We start from the raw sequence: 21,665 nt of genomic DNA, 5'->3' as shown, positions 1-21,665 counted from the left end.
AACCCTGTGCCGCAACCAGCTTCGGCTCACGGTGCGGCTCCGACGTTGCTGCTGGCGGCGGCGGTGAAAAGGTGGGTGAGCGGGCCGGCCGTGACGCCGAGGGCGGTGGAGACGGCGACACCGAGGATCAGGACCGTCGCGGCCGTGGCCGGCACGTCAATCGTCGGCGCGCCCACCGCGGGCGCGCCCAGCAGTAGGCGCCCCGAGTTACGGGCCAGAGCGGCGAAGGCGATCGCGATCAGCAGCATCGCGACGCCCAGCACCCAGGCCAGCCGCGCACTGGCCAGCGACCGCGCGATCGCCAGTTCGCTGGCGAACATCGCGAAGGGCGGCAAGCCCAGCAGCACGATCAGGCCGGTGGCGAATGACAGGCCGATCAGCCGGGACCGTCGCATGACGCCCGTAATATCGGCGATCGCGGTGGAGTCGTGCGCCGCCTGCAACTGGCCGCCCGCCAGGAACAACACCGTCTTGGCGACGCCGTAGGCAAGCACATGCAGCAGCAACGCGGAGATCGCCAATGTGGTGCCCGCGGCCGCGGCGATCGCGATCAGGCCCATGTTTTCCATCGAGGAGTACGCCAGCATCCGTTTGATATCGCGGGTGACGGTCAGCATCAGCGCCGCGACCAGCAGCGTCGTCAACCCGACCGCCAGCAGCCCGCCGCGCAGGAAGGTGGGTCCGGCGGCGGCGTCGATGATCGGCCGCAATCGGATGAGCACCGAGAACGCGACCGACAGCAGCACCCCGCTCATCAGTGCGGACACCGGAGCGGGGGCTTGGCTGTGGGCGTCGGCCAGCCAGGTGTGGAACGGAAAGAGTCCGGCCTTGGCGCCGTAGCCAATCAGCAATAGTCCACCGGCCAGCCGAGCGACAGCGGGATTCAGGCCGCGCGCATGCGCGGCAAGGACGTCGAGGTTCAACGCGTGTGCGGCGGATACCCCGGCGGAGCGTGCGGCGAAGTAGAGCAGCACGGTCCCCAGGAATGCGACGGCGATGCCGACCGAGCAGATCACGACGTACTTCCAGGTCGCTTCCAGCGCGGTGCGGGTACGGCGGTGTCCCACCAGGAAGGCGGTGATCACCGTGGTGGCCTCGATCGCCACCCACACCACGCCAATGTTGTTGGCGCACACCGCGAGAACCATCGCAGCCAAAAACGCAGGCGTCAGTACCCCGTACAGACGGGCGCCATGTCCATCGATGTGGGTGCGCGCGAGCTCGGTGTCGATGTAAGAAACGCTCGCCGACGTGGCCAGCGTGCCGACCACCCCGATGACGATGAGCATCGTCACCGTGAGCGCGTCGGCACGCAGCAGCCCGCCGAGCGCGAACTGGCTACCGGACCCGACCCGAAATCCCAATGCCGCACCGCATCCCAATACGGTGACCGCGGACAGGACTGTCAGCGCCGCGGTCGCGTGCCGCCATCCGGCGGCCAGGGTGGCGATCGACGCGACCAGTGGCGCGAGGATCGCGGTCATTAGCAGCACGGTCATCAGTCGCGCAGCTCCTGCAGCTTGTCCAAGTCGGCATCGCCGAAAGTGTGTCGCAGCCGGCCGGTCAGCACGCCGATCACGATGACGGCCAAGAGCACATCCAGCGAGGCGCCGAGTTCGACGATCAACGGCACTCCCGCGGTGAGCAGGAACGCTGTTGCGGCAATCCCGTTGTCCAGCATCAGGAATCCGGCGGCTTGCGAGACCGCGTGGCGCCGAGTGGTCAACACGAAAAGTGCGATCAGCACCACCGCGAACGCGGCCGGCACGGCGGTGGTGCTGGGGCCGGGATCCAGGTCGACCACGGGTTGGGTGACCGCAAACGCGGCGACGGTCAATCCGCCGGCAATCAGCAGCGAGCTGGTGGTGTTGATCAGCGGGGTGGCCTCGCGCCGCGCGGTGGCTTCGGCACCCACCACGCGGGCGAGCAACCACGGCAACACCACCACGCGTAACGCCAGTACGGCGACGGCGACTCCGATCAGTGCGGCATCGTGGTCATGGATCCCGCGCAACGCCGGGATCGCGGTCAGCGCCAGGCCCTGCCAGGCCAGCAGATGCACGATGGCGGGCAGCTCGCGGCGCCAGACGATCAAGACAGCGGCCAGCACGAGCCCGCCCGCGGCGAAGTCGACCAGGGTCGAGAAGTTGGCGTCGGTCATCACTGCGCCCTCACGTGCGGACCGTGAAGAAGTTGGCGGCGGTGACCGCGAGCAGGGCCAGCAGGAACGAACCCGCCAACAGTTCGGGCACCCGGAAAAGTCTGAGTTTGGCGATGAACACCTCGAACGTCGCGAGCAAAGCGGCGAGAATCGCCACCTTGGCCACAATCGCCGCGACAGCCGCCAACACCTGAAGCACGGTGGGCGCGGCTCCGGCAATCCCCCACGGCAGGAACAGGTTTGCCAGCAGCGCCAGCAGAACCGTCAGTCGCATCCCCGACGCCCATTCGACCAACGCCAACCGAGGACCGGCGTATTCGAGGACCATCGCCTCGTGCACCATCGTCAATTCCAGGTGGGTCGCTGGGTTGTCGACCGGCAGCCGTCCGGTCTCGGCGACGATGACGATCGCCAGCGCGACAAAGGCGAGCACAGCGGTCAAAGAGATGACGTTACTGGGATGCGCGATCGTGTTCGTCACCAGCGCACCAAGATTGGATGAGCCGGCCGGAATGGACAGCGCGAACACCGCGAGCAGGATCGTCGGCTCAACCAAGGCCGCGATGGTGATCTCGCGGCTTGCCCCCATACCACCGAACGAGGTTCCCGTGTCGATGCCGGCAAGGGTGAGCGCAACGGTGCCCAGAAAAAGCAGCCCGACCACCGCGAACAAATCGGCGCTGGCATCCAGCGGCGACCCGGTAGCGACGATCGGCGCGATCGCCGCGATCAAAAGGGTGGTGCCGGCCACAATTGCGGGTACGGCGGCGAACACAATCGTCGTTCCCATTGGCGTGATCTGTTGCTTACCAAGTTGTTTGAGCAGATCACGGTACGGTTGCAGCACGCCACCGCCTGCTCGTCCCTCCCAGCGGGCCCGCACTTGCCGCGTCACACCGACCACCATCGGCCCGCCCACCGTGACCACGCCAAGCTGAGCCGCCCCTGCGACGTAGGACATCGCGTTCACTTGGCCGCCACCAGCACGATCAGCACGCCCAGCGCACCGTAGGCCAAGTAGAGGTGCACGCTACCGGTGTGGGCGCGCCGCATCAGCCCGGCCACGGCGACGATCGCGGCGATCACCGGCGTATACAGACGCTGTTCGATCGCGTCGGTGATCGCGGTCCGGTAAATGATCCGATCGGGATTGAACCGTGACTCGACCGTCTGGGTGACCTCGATATCGGTATCGGGACGCAGTACATCATCGAAGACCCGCTGCAGCGGCTCGGCGAAGGACGTGGCCGTGTATTGCATCCGCTCGGTGAGATCGTCCGCGCCGCAAGCCCATAGCGGCAGCACGACCGGTGTGGGGCGGCGCCGGGAACGCAGCCAGCCCAGCCCGGACGCCACCAGCGCCGCGCCGACCACACCGGCGGCGATCACGCCGGGCGCGATCGAACCTGCCACCCCCGGCAGCCGCACCACGGTGCCGAAGTCAGTGAACTCGACAGCGTGGGCGAACGGCAGCGTTGCGACGGTCTGCCGCACTATCGGGGCGACGAGCCCCGGTGCCACCGCCAGTATCAGGCAGGCGCCAGCGGCGGCCGCCATGCCGACGCGCATGCTGGTCGGCGCCTCGTGCGCGCCGACCAGCATGCGTGGAGCGGGGACGGGCGAAGAACCCGATCCCGAAGGCCTTGACCATCGCCGCCACACTCAGACCGGTGGCGAGTGCGACCACGCCGACCGCCAATGGCGTCGTCAGCGCCACCATCGGATCGTGTCCCGGGGCGGCATGGATCAGGGACTGAACCAGCAGCCACTCACCGACAAAACCGGCACCGAGCGGCAGCCCACACGCACCCAGCGCGGCCACGCCGAAGAACGCGGTGGTAATCGGCATCCGGCGGGCCAGTCCGCCGAGCAGGTCGAGGTCTCGCAGGTGCGTGGCCGCCAGCACCGATCCGGCCGCCAGGAACCCCAGGCTCTTGAACGCCGCGTGCGCCATCAGATGCACCACCGCGGCGGCCGCGGCAATCGTCGCCGGACCGTAGGCGCCGGCGTCCACGAAAAGCGTTGCCGCGCCGAGCGCCAACGTGATCAGGCCCATGTTCTCAGTCGTCGAATACGCCAGCAGCCGTTTGACGTCGGTCGCCACCGAGGCCTGCAGCACACCGTAGAGCGCCGATATCGCGCCGACTGCCATCAGCGCAAGCCCCCACCAGCAGGGGCCGGGCCCGAGCAACCGCAGATCGAAGCGAACGATGCCATAGATCCCCAGGTTGACCATCGCCGCGCTCATCAACGCCGACACCGGGCTGGGAGCCTCGGGATGGGCCCGCGGCAACCAGGCGTGCAGCGGCACCAATCCCGCCTTCGACCCGAAGCCGACGAACGTCAGCACGAATACCGCGGTGCGAGCCCCGCCGGACACGCCGGCAATGTCGGCGAGCCGGTCCGATCCGCCGGCCGCCGACAACACCATCAACCCGACCAGAATCGCGACGAACCCGAGCTGGGTCATCACCGCGTACGACAAACCCGCCGAGCGGACCGGCGGGCGGGTGTCCTCCGACAGCACCAGTGCGAGCGACGTGATCGCCATCAACTCCCACGCCAGCAGAAAGGTCGTCACCGATCCCGCGGCCGGCGCCAGCTCCATCGCGGCGACGAACACCGGCAGCACCGCCAGCGTGACCCAGCTCAGCTGCTCACGCCTGGCGTACCCGATCGCATAGCAGCCCACCGGGACGGCTACCGCGCCCGCGAGCGCCACAAAGAAGCCGCCCAGTGGGTCGAGTTCGATCCGCACGCCGGACAGCGGAAGGAGCCAGTCGATAACTACCGGACGTAGCGATCCGAACATGCCTTGCAGGCCCAGCCACACCCCGACGATGCCGACACCGCACGTAACCAACCCGCAGATGGTCGGAGCGAAACCTAATCGTGGCAACATCTTTGGGGTCGACGTTGCGGAAACAGCCGAGATGGTGATCGTCACTTCCCCGTCACCGATCGCAGGGCCGCGATGATCTCGGTGGGGGTGGGCGGGCATCCCGCAATCTCGACGTCGACCGGTACCACCTCGCCCACCGAACCCGCGACCGCGTATGCATCCGCGAACACCCCTCGGTTCAGGGCGCAATCGCCGCATGCGATCACCACCCGCGGGCGTGGCGTGGCCGCGAGGGTGTTGCGCAGCGGGTCGGCCATGTTGCGCGTGACCACCCCGGTCACCAGTAGTGCATCGGCGTGCCGGGGCGAGGCCACGAGCCGTGCCCCAAACCGCTCCGCGTCGTACACCGGCCCGAACACACCCGAAATCTCCACCTCGCATCCGTTGCACGAACCCGCGTCGACATGCCGGATCTGCAGCGAACCTCTCACTCCGGCGGGCGGTTCTATTGCCGACGGCGGGGCCGGCGCCGCGGGCTCCACGATCCGGCCGACGCGAAGGATTTTGGCGAGCCAACCCATGGCGTTAATTGGCCGTGGGGCCGGCGCGCAGGTCTTCTAGCACCGCGACGCGATCGGTAAGCACTCTGGCCAGGGCCTGGCGCGCCACCGCGAGCAGCTCGGCGATATCGGGCGAGGCGATCGAATAGGTCACGACATTGCCGTCCCGGTCCGCGACGACAACTCCCGCGCGACGCAACACCGCCAGCTGCTGGGATAGGTTCGACGCCTCGAGTCCGACGTCGGACACCAACAACTCCCCGACCGAGCGGTCCCGTTCCACCAGCAGCTCGAGAATTCTGATGCGCGCCGGGTGCCCGAGCGTCTTGAAGAAATCGGCTTTGAGCTTGTAAAGGGGCTTCGATTCCACCTTTGCTCCTGAAGACTTCACTATTCCTACAGTTGATCAGTTGAAGAATTCATCATACCCCCTGGCTGTTGGCCCTGCCGAACGGTGGTCGACGCGACCGGCGCACCGCCATCCACGCCGACCCGCCCTCATCTCGCTAACCTGTCCCAATGCGATGCAGGCAGGCCCGCCGGGCATGATCCGGTACCTCGCCCGGCGGTTCCTCAATTACCTCGTCCTGTTGTTGCTGGCGTCTTTCCTGACTTTCCTGCTGACCTCGCAGACGTTTCATCCGCTCGACAGTTTTGTGCAGCGCCACCCCACGCCACCGCCCGAGGCCATCCACGCCAAGGCTGTTGCGCTGGGCTTGGACAAGCCGGTGGTCATCCGCTACGCGCAATGGATTTCCGCCGTGGTCCACGGTGACTTCGGGATGACGGTGACCGGTCACCCGGTCTCGCAGGAGCTGTGGCGCCGGGTCGGGGTGAGCCTGCGACTGGTGGTGACCGGTTCGGTGCTGGGCACGCTGATCGGCGTGATCGTCGGGGCCTGGGGCGCGGTCCGGCAGTACCAGCTGAGCGACCGGGCGATCACGGTGCTGTCGCTGATCGTGTTGAGCATCCCGTCGTTCGTGCTGGCCAGTCTCCTCATTCTGGGCGCGCTGCGGGTCAACATGTTCACCGGAGTGGGCATCTTCCAGTACACCGGCGAGACCTCGCCGCTTCCGCCCAACGGAACCGTCGACGAACTCATCGGGCGCTTGCAGCACATCGTGTTGCCCACCCTCACCCTGGCGTTGGGCACCATCGCGGGTTTCAGCCGCTACCAACGCAATGCGATGCTCGACGTGCTCGGCGAGGACTTCATCCGAACCGCGCGGGCCAAGGGCCTCACCCGCCGGCAGGCCCTGTTCAAGCATGGTCTGCGGACCGCACTCATACCGATGGCCACCCTGTTCGCCTACGGCGTGAGCGGGCTGGTTGTCGGCGCGGTGTTCGTCGAGAAGATCTTCGGCTGGCACGGCATGGGCGAATGGGTGGTGTCAGGAATCGCCACCCAGGACGCGAATGTCGTCGCGGCGATCACGCTTTTCTCCGGCGCGGCCGTGCTGCTGGCGGGGCTGTTGTCCGACGTCATCTACGCGGCACTGGATCCAAGGGTGCGGGTCACATGAGTCCCGAGGCTACCGAAAGCGCACCGGTGCGCTCGGGCGTCCACCCGGTCGCCACGTTCACGTCGCGCCGAAATCTGCTGGTTCGCCGCTTCTTTCGCAATAGGACCGCGGCGGCGGCGTTGATTGCGCTGGCGCTGGCCTTCATCGGCTGCTACGCATTGCCGCCGCTGTTGCCGCACAACTACACCGAGCTGGATCTGCACGCGCTGCTGCAGCCACCGTCGACGCGACACTGGTTCGGCACCAACGCGCTGGGCCAGGACCTACTGGCCCGCACCCTGTGCGGCATGCAGAAGTCGCTGCTGATCGGCGTGTGCGTGGCGGTGATCTCGACCACCATCGCCGCCACCGTCGGATCGATTGCCGGCTATTTCGGTGGCTGGCGCGATCGTGCGCTGATGTGGCTGGTGGACCTGCTGCTCGTGGTGCCCAGCTTCCTGCTGATTGCCATTGTCACTCCGCGCACCAAGCAATCGAACAGCATTCTGTGGCTCATCGTGCTCCTCGCGGCATTCGGCTGGATGGTCAGCTCCCGGATGGTACGCGGCCTGACGATGAGCCTGCGTGAACGCGAATTCGTCCGCGCGGCACGGTATATGGGAGTGTCGAGCCGACGGGTGATCATGCATCACATCGTCCCGAACGTCGCCTCGATCCTGATCATCGACGCGACGCTCAACGTCGGTTTCGCGATCCTGGCCGAAACCGGGTTGAGCTTCTTGGGATTCGGCGTTCAGCCACCGGACGTCTCGCTCGGCACGCTGATCGCCGAGGGCACTCCTTCGGTGACCACATTTCCCTGGGTCTTCCTGTTCCCGGGCTCGGCGTTGATATTGATTGTGTTGTGCGCCAACCTCGCCGGCGACGGATTGCGCGACGCCATCGACCCGAGCGCGAAGCCGGCTCGCCGGAAAAAGCGCGTTGGGCGGCCGCGGTGACAGCACTGCTGGAGGTGACGGACCTCGGCGTCACCTTCGACACCGGGGATGCGCGGGTGCCCGCCGTGCGCGGGGCGAGCTACCACATCGATCCGGGCGAAGTGCTCGCCATCGTCGGCGAATCGGGCTCGGGAAAGAGCACCGCCGCGCTGGCCGTAGTCGGGCTGCTGCCCGAGTGCGCCGAGGTGTCGGGCTCGGTTCGGCTACAGGGCCAGGAGTTGCTCGGGCTGGATGACCAGGCGATGTCGCGGATCCGCGGGAAGACGATCGGCACCGTGTTCCAGGACCCGATGTCGGCTCTGACTCCCGTCTACACCGTCGGGGATCAGATAGCCGAGGCCATCAGGGTTCACCACGATGACGTCAGCCGGGCGGCCGCCCGGACGCGGGCCGTCGAGCTGCTCGAGCTGGTCGGGATCGCGCAGCCGGACCGTCGCGCAAAGGCGTTCCCGCACGAACTATCCGGCGGCGAGCGCCAGCGGGTGGTGATCGCGATCGCGATCGCCAACGATCCGGACCTGCTGATCTGTGACGAGCCCACCACCGCGCTGGATGTGACCGTGCAGGCCCAAATACTCGACGTGCTGCGCACGGCGCGCGATGTCACCGGCGCGGGCGTGTTGATCATCACCCACGATCTGGGCGTGGTCTCGGAGTTCGCCGACCGAGCCATGGTCATGTACGCCGGACGTGAGGTCGAGATCGCGAAGGTTGACGATCTGTACCGCGACCACCGCATGCCCTACACGGTCGGGCTGCTCGGTTCGGTGCCGCGGCTGGACGCCCCGCAGGGCACGCGGCTGGTTCCGATTCCCGGTGCGCCGCCCAACCTCGCCACGCTGGTACCAGATGCCTGCCCGTTCGCGTCCCGCTGTCCGCTGGTGATCGACGAATGTCATTCGGGTGAGCCGGCTCTGGTCACCGTTGCCCAAGACCACCGGGCCGCCTGCATCCGAACCGACGACGTCGCGGGTCGCGCCGCGGCCGAACTCTTCCACGTGTCCACCCAGCCGCCGGCCATCGATACTGCCGCGGGCGAGGGTGCGACGGTACTGCGGGTCGTCGATCTCTGCAAGACCTACCCGCTGACCAAGGGCGTGGTGTTTCGCCGCAAAGTGGGCGAGGTGCGAGCAGTCGACGGCGTCAGCTTCACCCTGGAACAGGGCCGTACGCTGGCGATCGTCGGGGAATCCGGTTCGGGTAAATCCACTATCCTGCAACAGATCCTGGAACTGAGCGCGCCCCAGTCGGGTTCGATCGAAGTGCTCGGTGCCGACGTCGCCGCCCTGAATCCCGAGGGCCGACGCGCGTTGCGGCACGACATTCAGGTCGTGTTCCAAGACCCGGTGGCGTCCCTGGATCCGCGACTACCGGTTTCCGATGTCATCGCCGAGCCCTTGCAGGCGAACGGATTCCGCAAGGGCGACACCGACGCGCGCGTCGCCGAGCTGCTCGACATCGTAGGTTTGCGGTATGCCGACGCCGCGCGCTATCCCGCCGAGTTCTCCGGTGGACAGAAGCAGCGCATCGGTATCGCGCGGGCGTTGGCATCGCAGCCCAAGATATTGGCGCTCGACGAGCCGGTGTCGGCACTCGACGTCTCGATCCAGGCCGGGATCATCAACCTGCTGCTCGACCTGCAGGAGCAGTTCAACCTATCGTTTCTATTTGTCTCACATGACCTCTCGGTCGTGAAACACCTTGCACACCAGGTGGTAGTGCTGTACCGGGGCGCCATCGTCGAGCAGGGCGACGGCGACGAGGTCTTCACCAATCCACGGCACGAGTACACCCGGCGACTCCTCAACGCCGTTCCGCGGGCGCACCCCGAAGGCGGCGCCGATTAACATCGTCGAGGTGACGCAGACGCCCACGGCCCGCAGGCTCGCGGTGCTGGCGTTGGCATTCGCGGTGATGGTCACCGGGTGTTCGAGTGGCTATCAGGACCTGCCGGAGACCCACGCCGCCCAAGTCGGCGCCAGCAGCGACATGAACCCGCAAGACCCCGCGACCCTGCAAGACGGTGGCAACCTGCGACTCCCACTGACGGAGTTCCCGGACAACTTCAACGAGTTGAACATCGACGGCAATACCTCCGACACCGCCGCGGTGCTGGGGGCCACGCTGCCCGGCGCGTTCATGACCCAGGCGGATGGGGAGCTGAAGCTCAACACCGACTACTTCACCGGCGCCGAGCTGACCGGCACCAACCCCCAAACCGTCACGTACACAATCAATCCGAAAGCGGCGTGGAGCGACGGCACGCCGATCACGTGGGAAGACCTCAAGTCGGAGGTTGACGCGTGCAACGGCCGCGACAAGAAGTTCTTGATCGCCAGCCGGGCCGGATTCGAGCGCGTGAAATCGGTGACCAGAGGTGTCGACGACCGGCAAGCGGTGGTCACCTTCTCCGATCCGTACGCCGAATGGCGGGGGATGTTCGCCGGCGGGATACAACCGCGCAGCATGACAGCCAACCCGGAGGTCTTCAACAAGGGCCAGCTCGAAGCTCCCGGTCCGTCGGCCGGACCGTTCATCGTGTCCACGATCGACAGGACCCCACAGCGCATCGTGCTGACCCGCAACCCGCGCTGGTGGGGTCGCAAGCCGCGGCTGGATTCGATCACCTTCCTGGTGCTCGACGCCTCCGCGGTCATTCCCGCGTTGCAGAACAAGGCAATCGACGCCGCCGGCATCAGCACGCTCGATGATATGGTGACTGCCCAGCGCACACCCGGCATCGTGATCCGGCGCGCGCCGGCGCCCGCCTGGTTCCACTTCACGTTCAACGGCGCCGAAGGGTCGATCATGGCCGACGAGCGGTTGCGACTGGCGATCTGCCAGGGCATCGATCGTCAAGCCATCGTCGATGTCGTCCAGCACGGCCTGAGCTCTCATCCCGCGCCGCTGAACAACCACATCTACGTGGCCGGGCAGGTTGGATACCAAAACAACAGCGCGCCAGGCGCATACGATCCGGATAAGGCCCGTGCCGCGTTGGATGCCATGGGGTGGAAGCTGAACGGGGCGGTGCGGGAGAAGGACGGCAAGCAGCTCGTCGTTCGCGACGTACTCTTCGACGCGGCGTCCAACCGGCAGATCGCCATGGTCGCGCAGAACAGCCTCGCGCAGATCGGGGTGAAGCTGGTGCTGGACCTCAAGGCCGGCAGCGGTTTTTTCAGCCAATACGTTGGCGTCGGCGACTTCGATATCGCCCAATTCGGCTGGGAGGGAAACGCTTTCCCGCTATCGGCCCTCCCCCAGATCTACACCTCGGACGGTGACAGCAACTTCGGCAGGATCGGCAACGCCGCGATCGATGCGAAGATCGCCGAGACCTTGTCCGAGCTCGACCAGGACAAGGCGCGGGCTTTGGCCAACCAGGTCGACGAGATGATCTGGCAAGAAGGCTTCAACCTGCCCTTGTTCCAGTCGCCAGGCAACAGGGCGGTACGGCACGATTTGGCCAACTACGGTGCACCCGGCCTAGCCGATATCGACTACACCGCAATCGGATTCATGCGGATCTGAGCCGCCGCCACAGTGGCGTCACGGTCGGCAGTGCACCCTCCGCGATCGTGGCCACCTCGACCGCTTTCCACAGCAGGCGCATCGCCGGACGAGCCGGTAGCGCGTCCAGCGCCAGTCCCCGACCGGCGAGATCGTCGATCTCGCCGCGGCACACCGCCTCGGCGATGACCAGTGCGGCAGACTCGCGAAAGTCCAGCGCGCTGTGCGCCATCGTCGGCAACGCCAAGAGCAGCGCGTTCGGCACCAGCGCTGCCACCCGCTCCGCCACCGCCCGCGGTGTCACCAGATCACGCCCGCCGGATATCACCACCGTGGGCCAGGTGAACTTGGGCATCTCGGCCACCAGATCGTACGGCTCTTCCTCGAAAGCATCGGTATCGCTGATGATTTCGCGTAATGCCACGGCCGGATCGAGCGGCAGGCCGTCGGGTTCGGCTCCGTAGTTGAGTTCACGGAACGCGATGCGGCTGACCAGATCGATTTCGTGGCGGTACGCGACGTTGAGACCGACGACACCGGAGAAGCGGGACAGCATCCGCCACACCGTCATTCGGCCACTGAGCAACAAGTCGAGTTCGCGATCCAGCAGCGGGGCCCCGCCGTAGGCATAGATGGTGGTGGCGATCTCTCCCGCGGTCCCCGCAATCACCCCGTCCTCGATCAGCTTGCGCACCTTGGGGGCCAGCCGGGCGGTTTCCGGGGTATCGCCGTCGAACAGCAGGCCGCGAACGGCGTCGCGCACGGCCGCGATGTCGTGCCCCGACAGCAGCGGCGAATCGAGGATCATCGCGTGCACCCGGCTGGGGTGACGAACCCCGGAGCCCGCCGAGACATAGCTGCCGTACGACGTGCCGTAGATGACGGCGGAGTCCACATGGGCGTCGTCGAGCACGGCGGCGATGTCGTCGACCACCTGATCGACGGTGATCGCTTCGGGCGGCAGGTCCGCGCCGGAATCGTCATGACGCGACATGCCGATCCCGCGGTGCTCGATCATGATGACGTCGAGACCGGCGAGGGCCGCGCGTCGCCGTAGTCCCTTGTAGACCCGCATCGACGCGACACCCGGTCCGCCCGGGATGATGACCAGCGGGTGAGCCGACTTGCGCCCGGTGCGCACGTAGTACAGATCGAATTCGTCGGCACTGCCCGGAGATATCGGCCTGCGCACCGGCCGGACACCAGGCATTGCCGCAAGCCTTTCGTGCACCCGGCGCCGTTTCGCGTTCATGGTCATCGCCGCCCATTCTGCCGGGGTCGCTCGCGATCAGCAGCGCGGCGGTCCTGCCGCGGTGATGGCGGCCGAGTCAGCCGGTGATCAGGTCGGCGGCCTTCTCCCCAATCAGTACCGACGGCGCATGGGTGTGGCCCCGAATCGTGCCGGGCATCACCGAGGCGTCGGCCACCCGAAGCCCGTCGATGCCCCGCACCCGCAGCTGCGGATCCACCACGCTGGCCTCGTCGCTGCCCATCCGGCAGGTTCCCAGCGGGTGATACAAGGTGTGCGAGCAGGCTTCGAGCGCCATCTCGAGCGTGGCCTCGTTTAGTTCGGTGCAGCCTCGCGGGCGCGCGATCGAGCCGAGCAGGCCACTTAGCGCGGGGGCGTCGGCAATCCGCGCGCATATGCGCAGCCCCTCCGTCATCGCGGCGCGATCCACGCCGCCGGGATCCGACAGGTAGCGCGGTTCGATCACGGGCTTGGCGTGCGGGTCGGCGGACCTCAGCGTGATTTGGCCGCGACTTTGGGGCGCGACCAGGATGGGCCCGAATACCACTCCGTGGCCTTCCGGCGCACCGAGCGCCTCGTCGTAGAAGGGTGCCGGGCCGAAGATCAGCTCGAGATCGGGGAGGTCAAGTTCTGGCCGGCTACGGACGAAACCGTATGCCTCGCCGACGTTGGAAGTCAGCATGCCGCGACGCCGCAGCAGGTAGTTGATCAGCTCTTTCGGCTTCTCCGCGGCGAACAAGCTGTCGCCGTCGACGTCGAACCCCAGCGGCGTGACGAGGTGGTCCAGCAGATTGCGCCCCACCTCGGGTGAGTGGCAGACGATGTCGATGCCGTGATCGGTGAGGTGGTCCCGATCGCCGATGCCGGACAACATCAACAGCTGGGGACTGTTGATGGCACCGCCGCAGAGCACCACCTCGCGGCGTGCGTGGGCAACGCACGGTTGACCGTCGCGCTCGAATTCCGCACCGACCGCCCGGGTTCCGTCGAAGAGGATTCGAGTAACGGTGGCCCAGGTGAGTACGCTGAGATTCTTGCGGCGCATCGCCGGCCTCAAGTAGGCATCAGCGGTGCTGCACCGGGCACCCCTGCATTGCGTGACGATGGTCTCGCAAAAACCTTCCGGCCGAGCAGAATTCGGCCGCGCAACGGGATACCCGCACTCACGCGCCGCGGCCAGCCAGGCCGATGTCGACGGCCGTGGGCTGCGTTGCCGCGAGATATGCACCGGGCCCGTCACCCCGCTGTCGTCGCCGCTGACGAAGTGCCAAGCGGCGGTGACGTTCTCGATGCGACGAAAATACCCGAGCACCTCGGCGTAGGACCATTGCGGGCCGGCTTGCGCGGCCCACTCGTCGTAGTCGGCAGCAAATCCGCGCACCCACATCATCGCGTTCATCGACGACGAGCCGCCGAGCGCTTTGCCTCTAGGCCAGTAGATCTCGCGGCCGCCGAGCTCTTTCTGCGGTTCGGTCAGGTAGTCCCAGTCGACCTCGCTTCGGAACAGCTTCGAGAAGGCCGCTGGGATCCGGATGAACCTGTTCTTGTCGCGCGCCCCGGCCTCGAGTGCGAGCACCGAGGTGGCCGGATCGGCGCTCAGTCGACTCGCCACGACCGCTTCGGCCGAGCCGGTACCGACCACCAGGTAGTCGCAGTGAATGTTCATGGTGCACCCCGCTCGGGGTGAGTCTAGACGTTGAGATCGATGCGGTGCGCGCCCTTGACGCCCTCGTAGCGATCGGGACTACAGGTCAGCACGATCACTTGGCCCTGGGCGCCGACGGTGTCGAACACCTCGCCCATCTTGGCCAGCCGGTCGGGGTCGGTGAACCCGAGTGCGTCGTCGACGACAACCGGAACGGCGTCCTCCTTGGCGACCAGGGCTGCCCCGGCCAACCGCGCCAGGATCCCGAGTTGCTCCTTGGCCCCACCCGAGAGGGAGTCGTAGGGCACCGTGACGCCATTCAGGGTTCGGCTGCGGATGCACAGGTCGGTATCGACGTCGACCTCGAAGCTGGGCCCGAACACCGGACGGCCGAGCCGCTGCAATTCGGCGCGGTAGGGCTCGACATAGCCCAGCCGCGTGGTGTCGCGATGGCGGGCCATCACCGAACGCAGCAGTTCTGCCGCGCGGGCCCGGCCGCCGATCCGGGCGTGCTGGCTGGCGGCGTGCTCACGCTCGATCTCCGCGGCGTCGAGCTTGCCCTGGCGGCCCTCGCTGCCGAAAACCGAGAGTTCGATCGTGAGCTCGCGTAGCGAGCGGGCGGCGTCCTCGTAGCGACCGCCCAGCGACTCGGCGGCCGCGGTGGCCGCGGCCAATTCGGCGGCGACCGCGTCGGGCGCCGCGGCCGCCAGTTCTCCGGCCAGTTCGGCAGCACGGCGTTCGGCGGTGGCCGCGGCCTGCTGGCCGGCATCGGCCGAAGACGCCAGATCCTCGTCGCGCACCGAGGCACGCTCCTGCACCAGTTGTTCGGTGGCTCGGCTTATTTCAGCTCGTTGGGTTGTCGCCTCGTTGAGCAAAAGCGTTGCCCGGGTTGAGGCCTCGGCGAGCCGGGAGTCGGCGGCGGCCGAGGCACGGCGATGGGTTTCGCATTCGGCTTCCGCGACCAGGCGAGCAGCCTGCGCGGCATCGAGTTCGGCTCTGGCCGAATCGATATCGATCGCGAACAGGCCGGGCTCGACCGGTTGACCGGCACGCAGCTGCGTCAGCCGCGCCCGCAGCTGGTCGACGTCTTCGTCACCGCACAGGCCGGACAGCGTCGCGCTCAATTGGTCGCGGCTACTCTGCAATTCGCGACGATTGTGGTCGGCCAGTCGCGCCGCGGTGAGGTCGGCGACCTTACCTTCGGCCAGTGCCTCGGTCAGCTCTTGTTGTGCCGCGGCATATTTGGCCTGTACGTCGCGCGCGGTCGCGCCGGGGGTGATCCGCGCGGTGAGGACACCTGGAACCTCGACCTCGGTGGGGCCGGTGGCGGTCGTCGACCAGGTTTGCCCTGCCGACAGCGACACTCGTTGGTCACCGACCGCGAGCTCGATGTCGGCGACCGCGGTGAACTCAACCGCCGCCGAGATCAACGTCAGCTGGTCACCGGCGCGATCGACCGCCGCTGCGGCACTTTCGATTCGGCGGAGCAGCTCGTCGGTGAGGACGACCGCGGACAGCTCCGTGGTGAGCTGATCGCGCTCTCGCTCGGCGCGGTCGATCTTGGCCAGCCGGGCGCTGAGCCGGTCCATCTCCTCGCGCTCGGCGAGCTGGTCGACGGTGCGGCGGGCGGATTCGACGCGGCCCTGCAAGTCGGTCAGAACCTGCGTGGCCTCCTGCATTGCGGTCGCCGCTGTCTGCGCCTCGGCCCGCGCTGCCGCCTCGGCGGCGGCGGCTTGCTGCGCTTCGGCCTCGGTGGCCGCGACGGCCGCGGTGCGCGTTTCGATCTCGGTGACCAGGCGGGACCGGCCGTTGTGCGCGGCGACCGCGGCGGCGCTGGTTGCTGCGGCGGCGGCCGCGACCAGCTTGGCTTCTCGCGCTTGCCGAGTGAGCTCGGCGGCCTTGTCGGCGGCTGCCCGCGCGACGGCCAATCGCGGACCGGCCGCAAGCCGCAGCTGGGAAAGCTCGGCGACTTGCTCGGTCAGCACGGCATGGCGGCGCACCCGGTCGTCGACCTCGGCGACCGCCGCCGTGCACTGAGCGACCGCGGTCTCGGCGTCGGACAGTCGAGCGATGGCGGCGGCCCACTCCCCGGTGGGACGTCCGGTGGGGGTGAAGTAACGCGCGTATTCGGCGTCGATCCGCTCGATGAGCAACGGTTCGTCGCCGGACAATGCGTCACCGGCCGACATATCCAGCGCCCGGGACAGCGCGTCGCAGCCCGAAAGGTCCACCGCAGCAGTCGATGTGGACTGCAGCACCCGCTGGGCATGCCACAGGTCGTTGTCCACCGTCTCGGCGAGCATGCTGCGGACGCGTTCGTGGGCCTCGTCGCCGGTCAGTTGCTCGCGGCGCGGCGCGAGCACGGTCAATTCCGTCTCGCACTTTTTGTGGAAACGCTTGCGGTAGATGAAACGGTAAGTGCCGCTGCTGATTTCGGCGGTCACCTCAGAGCCGACATCGCTATTGGTGGGCTTGACCTGCTTGACTTCCTTCTTCGTCGAGCGGTCCCGGGATTCCAGCAGCAGATCCAACGCTTCGATCATCGAGGATTTGCCAATCTCGTTGGCGCCGCTCACCACAACGACGCCGTGATCGGGAAATTCGATTTCGCGGTGCCTGATTCCGCGGTAGTTCGTCAGGACCAGGCGGTGCAGCTTCATGCGGCGCCCCGATCGGTGAGCCGCAGCAAGAGTGCCAGTGCCGCCTGGGCGTCGGTCGCGGAGTCGGTGTCGTCCCCGCGTGCCGTGGCGACCAGCTCTTCGACGGCCGCGGCGGCGAATCCGCCGATGCCGAGATCGGTGAACTCGCCATCGGCCGGTATCACCGCGAGGTCGGTGTGGCGTTCCCAGGTGCGCAGGTGGGCGAAGAGCCGTCCGTATCGGTCCAGACACGCATCCAGGGCGGCCCGATCGGTGACCGTCAGCGAACCCGTCAGTGCCAGGCGCACCACGGTGCGGTCCTTCTCGGTCATCAGATCGAGATTCAGGTCCAGGTCGGCGATGTCGCGGCTGTTGTCGACCTGGCGATGCAGCGTGACAAACCGCCAATGACCGACGTGGCGCGGCGTCACCGAGACCGCGTTGGTTTCGTCGATGTCGACGACCAGGACATGACCCGGGTTGGATTCGACGTCGTCGAAATTCGTGACTTCCGGCGATCCCGAGTACCACACCCGGCCGCTGTCGCCGACCTGGGTGAGGGAGTGCTTATCCCCCAGCGCCGCATAGTGGATCGCGCCGCGGGACAGCGCATCTTCGAGCCCGGACAGGCGAATCAGCGACGGCTTGTCACGATCGGGGTCGAGCACGTCGACGCCGCCGTGGGCGACGAGCACGCGGGTGGCCGCTTCGGGGTTTTCGAGACCGTCGAGGACTTCGGCGACCAGGTCGGTGGTCGGTGCCTTGGACCGCCATGGCACGGCGACGATCTCGACGCCCGGCTTGACCTGATGCGGGCCCGGCCCGTCGAGCACGATCACATTGTCCGGGCGTTCCCGGGTGAACAGCGTGCTGGTGAACACCGACGACGCGTCGAGCGGGTCGTGGTTCCCGGGCAACAGGTAGACCGGAATTCCGATGGCGCGCATGGCTTCCAGCGACTGCCCGATCACCTTCGGCTCGAGCTGGTTGTGTTCGAAGACGTCGCCCGCGACCACGACGAACTCGGCGCCCACCTCGGCGGCGAGGGCGCCCAGCCCGGCCACCGCGTCGCGCCGGGCGGCCGAGTAGCGCGGCTGGGCGTCGCCGGCCAGGAAGTGTCGGGTCATGCCCAGCTGCCAGTCGGCGGTGTGCAGGAATCGCATCCCGGCGCCCCCTTCGGAAATGACGTGGCTATCAAGGCACCGGAAGTCTAAGTGGGTTCACTGACAAGTTCGGGGATGCGCACCGGCATGCCTTGATGCGGTGTCCACGGCGGGCCGCGACCAGGGGCCGATCCATGTGACCTTTTGCCCGCCTCTGAGCGACAATCGCCGTGAGTTCACACTCGTTAAATCTCTTGTGCCACTTGTGTTTCTGTGGTCACAGGGCGGGGTTTTGTGTCGGTGGGTCGATCTAGTTTGGTCGGTATGAGTACGGGTGTGATCGTCGACGGGGAAGCCATGGTGGCGGCCTTCGATGTGCTGACCGCCGCGATCGAGACCATCAACGGGTTCGACAAACAGATGCTACGCACCCCCGAGCGACTGGCCATGCTGCGCCGCTACGAGCAGGCACAACGACAACTATCCGCCGGCCAACACCCGCTGATCAACGGGCTCGCCCAGGACGCCACCCCGGCGGAGTTGGGCGGCACACTGTCCCATGCGATCGCCGACGCCACCCTGATCAGCCGCGCCGACGCCGGCCGCCGGGTCCGCGAAGCCGCCGACCTCGGGGAGCGACGCGCCCTGACCGGTGAACCGTTGCCGCCGGTGTTGGCCGCCACCGCCACCGCGCAAAGGGCCGGAAAGCTGGGTCGCGAGCATGTCGCGGTGATTCGGCGCTTCTACCATCAGCTGCCGGGCTGGATCGACATCGAGACCCGCACCGCCGCCGAAGCCGACCTCGCCCGCCTAGCCACCCAATACCGCCCCGACCAGCTGATCGGATTCGCCGAGCACGTGATGAATTGCCTGAACCCGGACGGCAACTTCACCGACGACGACCGGGCACATCGCCGCGGGGTGACCCTGGGCAACCAGCAAGCCGACGGCATGTCCGCCCTCAGTGGTTGGCTCACCCCCCCAAGCCCGCGCCTCGCTGGAGGCCGTGCTGGCCAAATTCGCCGCCCCGGCATATGCAACCCGACGACCACACCCCTGCGTCGACGGCGCACCGTCCCAGGACGCGATCGATCACGACCCCGCTCGGCGGCGCAGCGCCATCACGACGGCCTCAACGCCGCCCTCCGTGCCGTGCTCGCTAGCGGGGAGTTGGGTCAGCACAATGGGCTGCCCGCCTCGATCATCGTCTCGACCACCCTGACCGAACTCGAAGCCGCCGCCGGCCACGGCCTCACCGGCGGCGGAACCCGGCTCCCCATCTCCGATGTGATCCGCCTGGCCCGCCACGCGCATCACTACCTCGCCATCTTCGACCAGGGCCAACCCGTCGCGCTGTATCACACCAAACGCCTGGCCTCACCCGGACAACGAATCGTGCTGTACGCCAAAGACCGCGGCTGCACCGTCGGCGGCTACTACTGCGAAATCCACCACATCACCGACTACGCAACCTGCCACACCACCAACATCGACAACCTCACCCTGGCCTGCGGCACCCACCACCGACTCCTACAACCCCACGGCTGGACCACCCGCAAACACCCCAACGGCACCACCGAATGGATCCCCCCACCCCACCTCGACAAAGGCCAACCCCGCACCAACACCTACCACCACCCCAACAAACTCCTCCACAACCCAGACGACGACGAGACGGCATAAAATGCTCGCCGCGAGATAGCGTGAGTCGCGTGAATTCTGCGCGCACCCTGCTGCTGATGCGGCATGCGAAATCTGGATATCCGGCCGGCGTCGTCGACCACGACCGACCGTTGGCGCCTCGCGGCATCTGGGAAGCGGGACTGGGCGGCGACTGGTTGCGCGCCAATCAACCCAGCATCGACGCAGTGCTGTGCTCCACGGCCACCCGCGCGCGTCAGACGCTGGCCAACACCGGCATCGACGCGCCCGTCCAATTCCGCGAGCGCCTTTACGACACCACCCCGGGCACGATGATCGACGAAATCAACGACGTCGCCGACAGCGTCGACACGCTGCTCGTGGTCGGGCACGAGCCGACCATGTCATCGCTGGCGCTCGGCCTCGCGGGCGACGAGGGTACCGACGACGTTGCAGCGCAACGCATTTCGCAGAAGTTTGCGACGTCGGCCATCGCGGTGCTCAGGGTCACCGGCGATTGGAAAAACCTGCAACCGGCGACAGCCGCATTGATCGACTTCCACATCCCGCGCTGAACCCCGCTAGGAGTTCGTAGAGAGCGTCAGCTCCATCAGCTTGAGGGCTTGGGCGCACGCATCGATCCCGGGTGCTTGCGGGTTGACCCACCAGCCGACGACACCGGCCGCGTCGCTGGCCACCCCGCAAGCGCCGTTCGGGTCGTCCGGGCGCATCACGATCGAGCTCACGCCGGCGATCGTCCGGGTCTCGACCTTGTAATGCAGGAAGTCGGCGACCTTACGCTCTTCGCTCAGGCTGCCCTGCTCGAACCAGAACCGGGTGATGTCGATCAGGCCGGCTGGGTTGGCCGCCTGCCACCGGCAGATCGCGCCGACGAACGTGCTCTGAATGTCGAGCGGGTCGGCGCCCACCGTTTTGGCCAGGATGTCGCTGGTCAGGACCTCGCATTCCTTGAGCAGGTTCGGGTACTGCTGCTGGGAATTGTTGTTGCGCGGCACGCCGCCGGCGCCCGCCTTGACCGCGTTACCCGCGATCGACCTGGAACAGCCGGTCACGAGCACCAACGCGGCGATCAACATGACGAGAGCCGTCCGGACACGTCTGGTCATCATTTCGAATTCGCAATCGATTGACGAGTCAGTTCCTTGGCGATGTCACAAGGCGGCGGGAAGGGCTTTTGACTGAAGCTGATCGACCACTCGATGAAATCGTCCTGGAACTGAATACCGACCTCGCATAGCGAGTCGCCCAGGTTGGGCTCGTTGCCGACCGCGATGAAGCCGCTGTGACCATTGATATTGATGTCGTCGACACTGGCGCGCGAGAGTTCCTCGGTCTTGCGTTCGCGTCCGATCGGGCTGCCGCGGTACCAGGAGAAAGAAAAGTGCGGCCCCAGGATGCCGCCGCCGGCGAGCCACTGGCAACCGACGGAATTGCGGGCCGTGTTGATCAGCCCGCTCATCTTGGTCAGCTCGGCCACCTGCTGGTCATTGATACCGCCACACTGCGGAAACATCGGTCCGTGGTGGCCCTCGGCGCTGCCAGGCGTCGTCGAGGACGTCCCGCCCGGCTTGTTGTCGCCAGAGCCCGAACAGCCCGCAACCGCCGGGGTCAAGACCATGACGGCCGCAAGGGCCAGAGCCGTGAGGTTACGACGCACCGTTACCCTGCTTCTGCTCCGCCTGCTCCTGGTCCACACGATGCACTGTAGCGGCAGCCCCGCGGGTCAACCACCGACGCGCCACCTGATCAGGCATTTCAAAGTATTTGCCGGACGCTTCGCAAGCACCCGACCGCCCGGCGGTGCTCGGCGCCGCACCCCTCGCCATATGCGAC

Annotated in this window: 17 protein-coding genes and 1 pseudogene; 6 read left to right on the top strand and 12 right to left on the bottom strand. The window is 67.0% G+C overall.

Annotation, left to right across the window (positions count from 1 at the left end; all coding sequences use genetic code 11):
* Positions 1–26: 26 nt before the first annotated feature.
* From G6N54_RS25815 to G6N54_RS25790, 6 genes and pseudogenes are all read right to left on the bottom strand, one after another.
* Positions 27–1,499, bottom strand: a complete 1,473-nt coding sequence (locus G6N54_RS25815; protein ID WP_163793233.1) for a proton-conducting transporter transmembrane domain-containing protein — start codon at positions 1,497–1,499, stop codon at positions 27–29.
* The gene (locus tag G6N54_RS25810; RefSeq protein ID WP_163793231.1) at positions 1,499–2,161 is read right to left on the bottom strand and encodes a hypothetical protein; all 663 of its coding nucleotides are present in this window, start codon (positions 2,159–2,161) and stop codon (positions 1,499–1,501) included. The genes G6N54_RS25815 and G6N54_RS25810 overlap by 1 nt, the downstream gene beginning before the upstream one ends.
* Positions 2,162–2,171: 10 nt before the next feature.
* On the bottom strand, positions 2,172–3,122 hold the full coding sequence (locus G6N54_RS25805) for a respiratory chain complex I subunit 1 family protein (RefSeq protein ID WP_163793229.1): 951 nt from the start codon (positions 3,120–3,122) through the stop codon (positions 2,172–2,174).
* 5 nt (positions 3,123–3,127) lie between these two features.
* Positions 3,128–5,063: pseudogene (locus G6N54_RS25800) on the bottom strand (proton-conducting transporter transmembrane domain-containing protein).
* 41 nt (positions 5,064–5,104) lie between these two features.
* Positions 5,105–5,584: an NADH-quinone oxidoreductase subunit B family protein gene (locus tag G6N54_RS25795; protein ID WP_163793227.1), complete on the bottom strand. Its 480-nt coding sequence runs from the start codon at positions 5,582–5,584 to the stop codon at positions 5,105–5,107.
* A gap of 4 nt (positions 5,585–5,588) precedes the next feature.
* Positions 5,589–5,933 carry a lsr2/espR transcriptional regulator gene (locus G6N54_RS25790; RefSeq protein WP_163793225.1) on the bottom strand — a complete coding sequence of 115 codons (345 nt, stop codon included), beginning with the start codon at positions 5,931–5,933 and terminating at the stop codon, positions 5,589–5,591.
* A 175-nt stretch (positions 5,934–6,108) separates the two neighbouring features.
* On the opposite strand from G6N54_RS25790, the gene G6N54_RS25785 reads away from it, so the two are divergent.
* The 4 genes from G6N54_RS25785 (at position 6,109) to G6N54_RS25770 (ending at position 11,555) form a co-directional block, all read left to right on the top strand.
* The gene (locus G6N54_RS25785) at positions 6,109–7,086 is read left to right on the top strand and encodes an ABC transporter permease (RefSeq protein WP_163794971.1); all 978 of its coding nucleotides are present in this window, start codon (positions 6,109–6,111) and stop codon (positions 7,084–7,086) included.
* Positions 7,083–8,024 carry an ABC transporter permease gene (locus G6N54_RS25780; RefSeq protein WP_163793223.1) on the top strand — a complete coding sequence of 314 codons (942 nt, stop codon included), beginning with the start codon at positions 7,083–7,085 and terminating at the stop codon, positions 8,022–8,024. Before G6N54_RS25785 ends, G6N54_RS25780 begins: the two co-directional genes overlap by 4 nt.
* On the top strand, positions 8,021–9,871 hold the full coding sequence (locus tag G6N54_RS25775) for a dipeptide ABC transporter ATP-binding protein (protein ID WP_163793220.1): 1,851 nt from the start codon (positions 8,021–8,023) through the stop codon (positions 9,869–9,871). Before G6N54_RS25780 ends, G6N54_RS25775 begins: the two co-directional genes overlap by 4 nt.
* 67 nt (positions 9,872–9,938) lie before the next feature.
* Positions 9,939–11,555, top strand: a complete 1,617-nt coding sequence (locus G6N54_RS25770; RefSeq protein WP_163794970.1) for an ABC transporter family substrate-binding protein — start codon at positions 9,939–9,941, stop codon at positions 11,553–11,555.
* On the opposite strand, the gene G6N54_RS25765 is transcribed toward G6N54_RS25770, so the two are convergent.
* From G6N54_RS25765 to G6N54_RS25750, 4 genes are all read right to left on the bottom strand, one after another.
* Entirely contained in the window at positions 11,542–12,792 is a 1,251-nt protein-coding gene (locus G6N54_RS25765) for an alpha/beta hydrolase (RefSeq protein ID WP_163793218.1), read from the bottom strand. The two genes, G6N54_RS25770 and G6N54_RS25765, sit on opposite strands and share 14 nt — an antisense overlap.
* Before the next feature lie 70 nt (positions 12,793–12,862).
* On the bottom strand, positions 12,863–14,449 hold the full coding sequence (locus G6N54_RS25760; protein ID WP_163793216.1) for a GMC family oxidoreductase: 1,587 nt from the start codon (positions 14,447–14,449) through the stop codon (positions 12,863–12,865).
* Between the two features lie 23 nt (positions 14,450–14,472).
* Complete coding sequence (locus G6N54_RS25755; protein ID WP_163793213.1) at positions 14,473–17,088, bottom strand: AAA family ATPase; 2,616 nt, start codon at positions 17,086–17,088, stop codon at positions 14,473–14,475.
* Positions 17,085–18,230, bottom strand: a complete 1,146-nt coding sequence (locus tag G6N54_RS25750; protein WP_163793211.1) for a metallophosphoesterase family protein — start codon at positions 18,228–18,230, stop codon at positions 17,085–17,087. The genes G6N54_RS25755 and G6N54_RS25750 overlap by 4 nt, the downstream gene beginning before the upstream one ends.
* 264 nt (positions 18,231–18,494) lie before the next feature.
* On the opposite strand from G6N54_RS25750, the gene G6N54_RS25745 reads away from it, so the two are divergent.
* Positions 18,495–19,853, top strand: a complete 1,359-nt coding sequence (locus G6N54_RS25745; protein ID WP_163793209.1) for an HNH endonuclease signature motif containing protein — start codon at positions 18,495–18,497, stop codon at positions 19,851–19,853.
* 56 nt (positions 19,854–19,909) lie between these two features.
* Positions 19,910–20,386: a SixA phosphatase family protein gene (locus tag G6N54_RS25740; RefSeq protein WP_163794969.1), complete on the top strand. Its 477-nt coding sequence runs from the start codon at positions 19,910–19,912 to the stop codon at positions 20,384–20,386.
* Between the two features lie 6 nt (positions 20,387–20,392).
* Here the strand turns inward: G6N54_RS25740 and G6N54_RS25735 are convergent, their stop codons facing one another.
* Positions 20,393–20,938, bottom strand: a complete 546-nt coding sequence (locus G6N54_RS25735) for a DUF3558 domain-containing protein (RefSeq protein WP_163793207.1) — start codon at positions 20,936–20,938, stop codon at positions 20,393–20,395.
* Positions 20,938–21,450, bottom strand: coding sequence for a DUF3558 domain-containing protein (locus tag G6N54_RS25730; protein ID WP_163794968.1), 513 nt, complete (start codon positions 21,448–21,450; stop codon positions 20,938–20,940). Before G6N54_RS25730 ends, G6N54_RS25735 begins: the two co-directional genes overlap by 1 nt.
* Between the last annotated feature and the right edge of the window lie 215 nt (positions 21,451–21,665).

The sequence above is a fragment of the Mycobacterium stomatepiae genome (assembly GCF_010731715.1).
Taxonomy (GTDB): Bacteria; Actinomycetota; Actinomycetes; order Mycobacteriales; family Mycobacteriaceae; genus Mycobacterium; species Mycobacterium stomatepiae.
Note: the sequence above shows the minus strand (reverse complement) of the source record. Positions and strands in the feature narration are given on the sequence as shown.

Coding starts and splice junctions, on each gene's coding strand:
- G6N54_RS25770 (WP_163794970.1), top strand. CDS start 9,939: ATGGTCACCGGGTGTTCGAGTGGCTATCAGGACCTGCCGGAGACCCAC.
- G6N54_RS25760 (WP_163793216.1), bottom strand. CDS start 14,449: ATGAACATTCACTGCGACTACCTGGTGGTCGGTACCGGCTCGGCCGAA.
- G6N54_RS25810 (WP_163793231.1), bottom strand. CDS start 2,161: ATGACCGACGCCAACTTCTCGACCCTGGTCGACTTCGCCGCGGGCGGG.
- G6N54_RS25765 (WP_163793218.1), bottom strand. CDS start 12,792: ATGACCATGAACGCGAAACGGCGCCGGGTGCACGAAAGGCTTGCGGCA.
- G6N54_RS25795 (WP_163793227.1), bottom strand. CDS start 5,584: ATGGGTTGGCTCGCCAAAATCCTTCGCGTCGGCCGGATCGTGGAGCCC.
- G6N54_RS25815 (WP_163793233.1), bottom strand. CDS start 1,499: ATGACCGTGCTGCTAATGACCGCGATCCTCGCGCCACTGGTCGCGTCG.
- G6N54_RS25780 (WP_163793223.1), top strand. CDS start 7,083: ATGAGTCCCGAGGCTACCGAAAGCGCACCGGTGCGCTCGGGCGTCCAC.
- G6N54_RS25805 (WP_163793229.1), bottom strand. CDS start 3,122: ATGTCCTACGTCGCAGGGGCGGCTCAGCTTGGCGTGGTCACGGTGGGC.
- G6N54_RS25740 (WP_163794969.1), top strand. CDS start 19,910: ATGCGGCATGCGAAATCTGGATATCCGGCCGGCGTCGTCGACCACGAC.
- G6N54_RS25750 (WP_163793211.1), bottom strand. CDS start 18,230: ATGCGATTCCTGCACACCGCCGACTGGCAGCTGGGCATGACCCGACAC.
- G6N54_RS25745 (WP_163793209.1), top strand. CDS start 18,495: ATGAGTACGGGTGTGATCGTCGACGGGGAAGCCATGGTGGCGGCCTTC.
- G6N54_RS25730 (WP_163794968.1), bottom strand. CDS start 21,450: ATGGTCTTGACCCCGGCGGTTGCGGGCTGTTCGGGCTCTGGCGACAAC.
- G6N54_RS25785 (WP_163794971.1), top strand. CDS start 6,109: ATGATCCGGTACCTCGCCCGGCGGTTCCTCAATTACCTCGTCCTGTTG.
- G6N54_RS25735 (WP_163793207.1), bottom strand. CDS start 20,938: ATGACCAGACGTGTCCGGACGGCTCTCGTCATGTTGATCGCCGCGTTG.
- G6N54_RS25755 (WP_163793213.1), bottom strand. CDS start 17,088: ATGAAGCTGCACCGCCTGGTCCTGACGAACTACCGCGGAATCAGGCAC.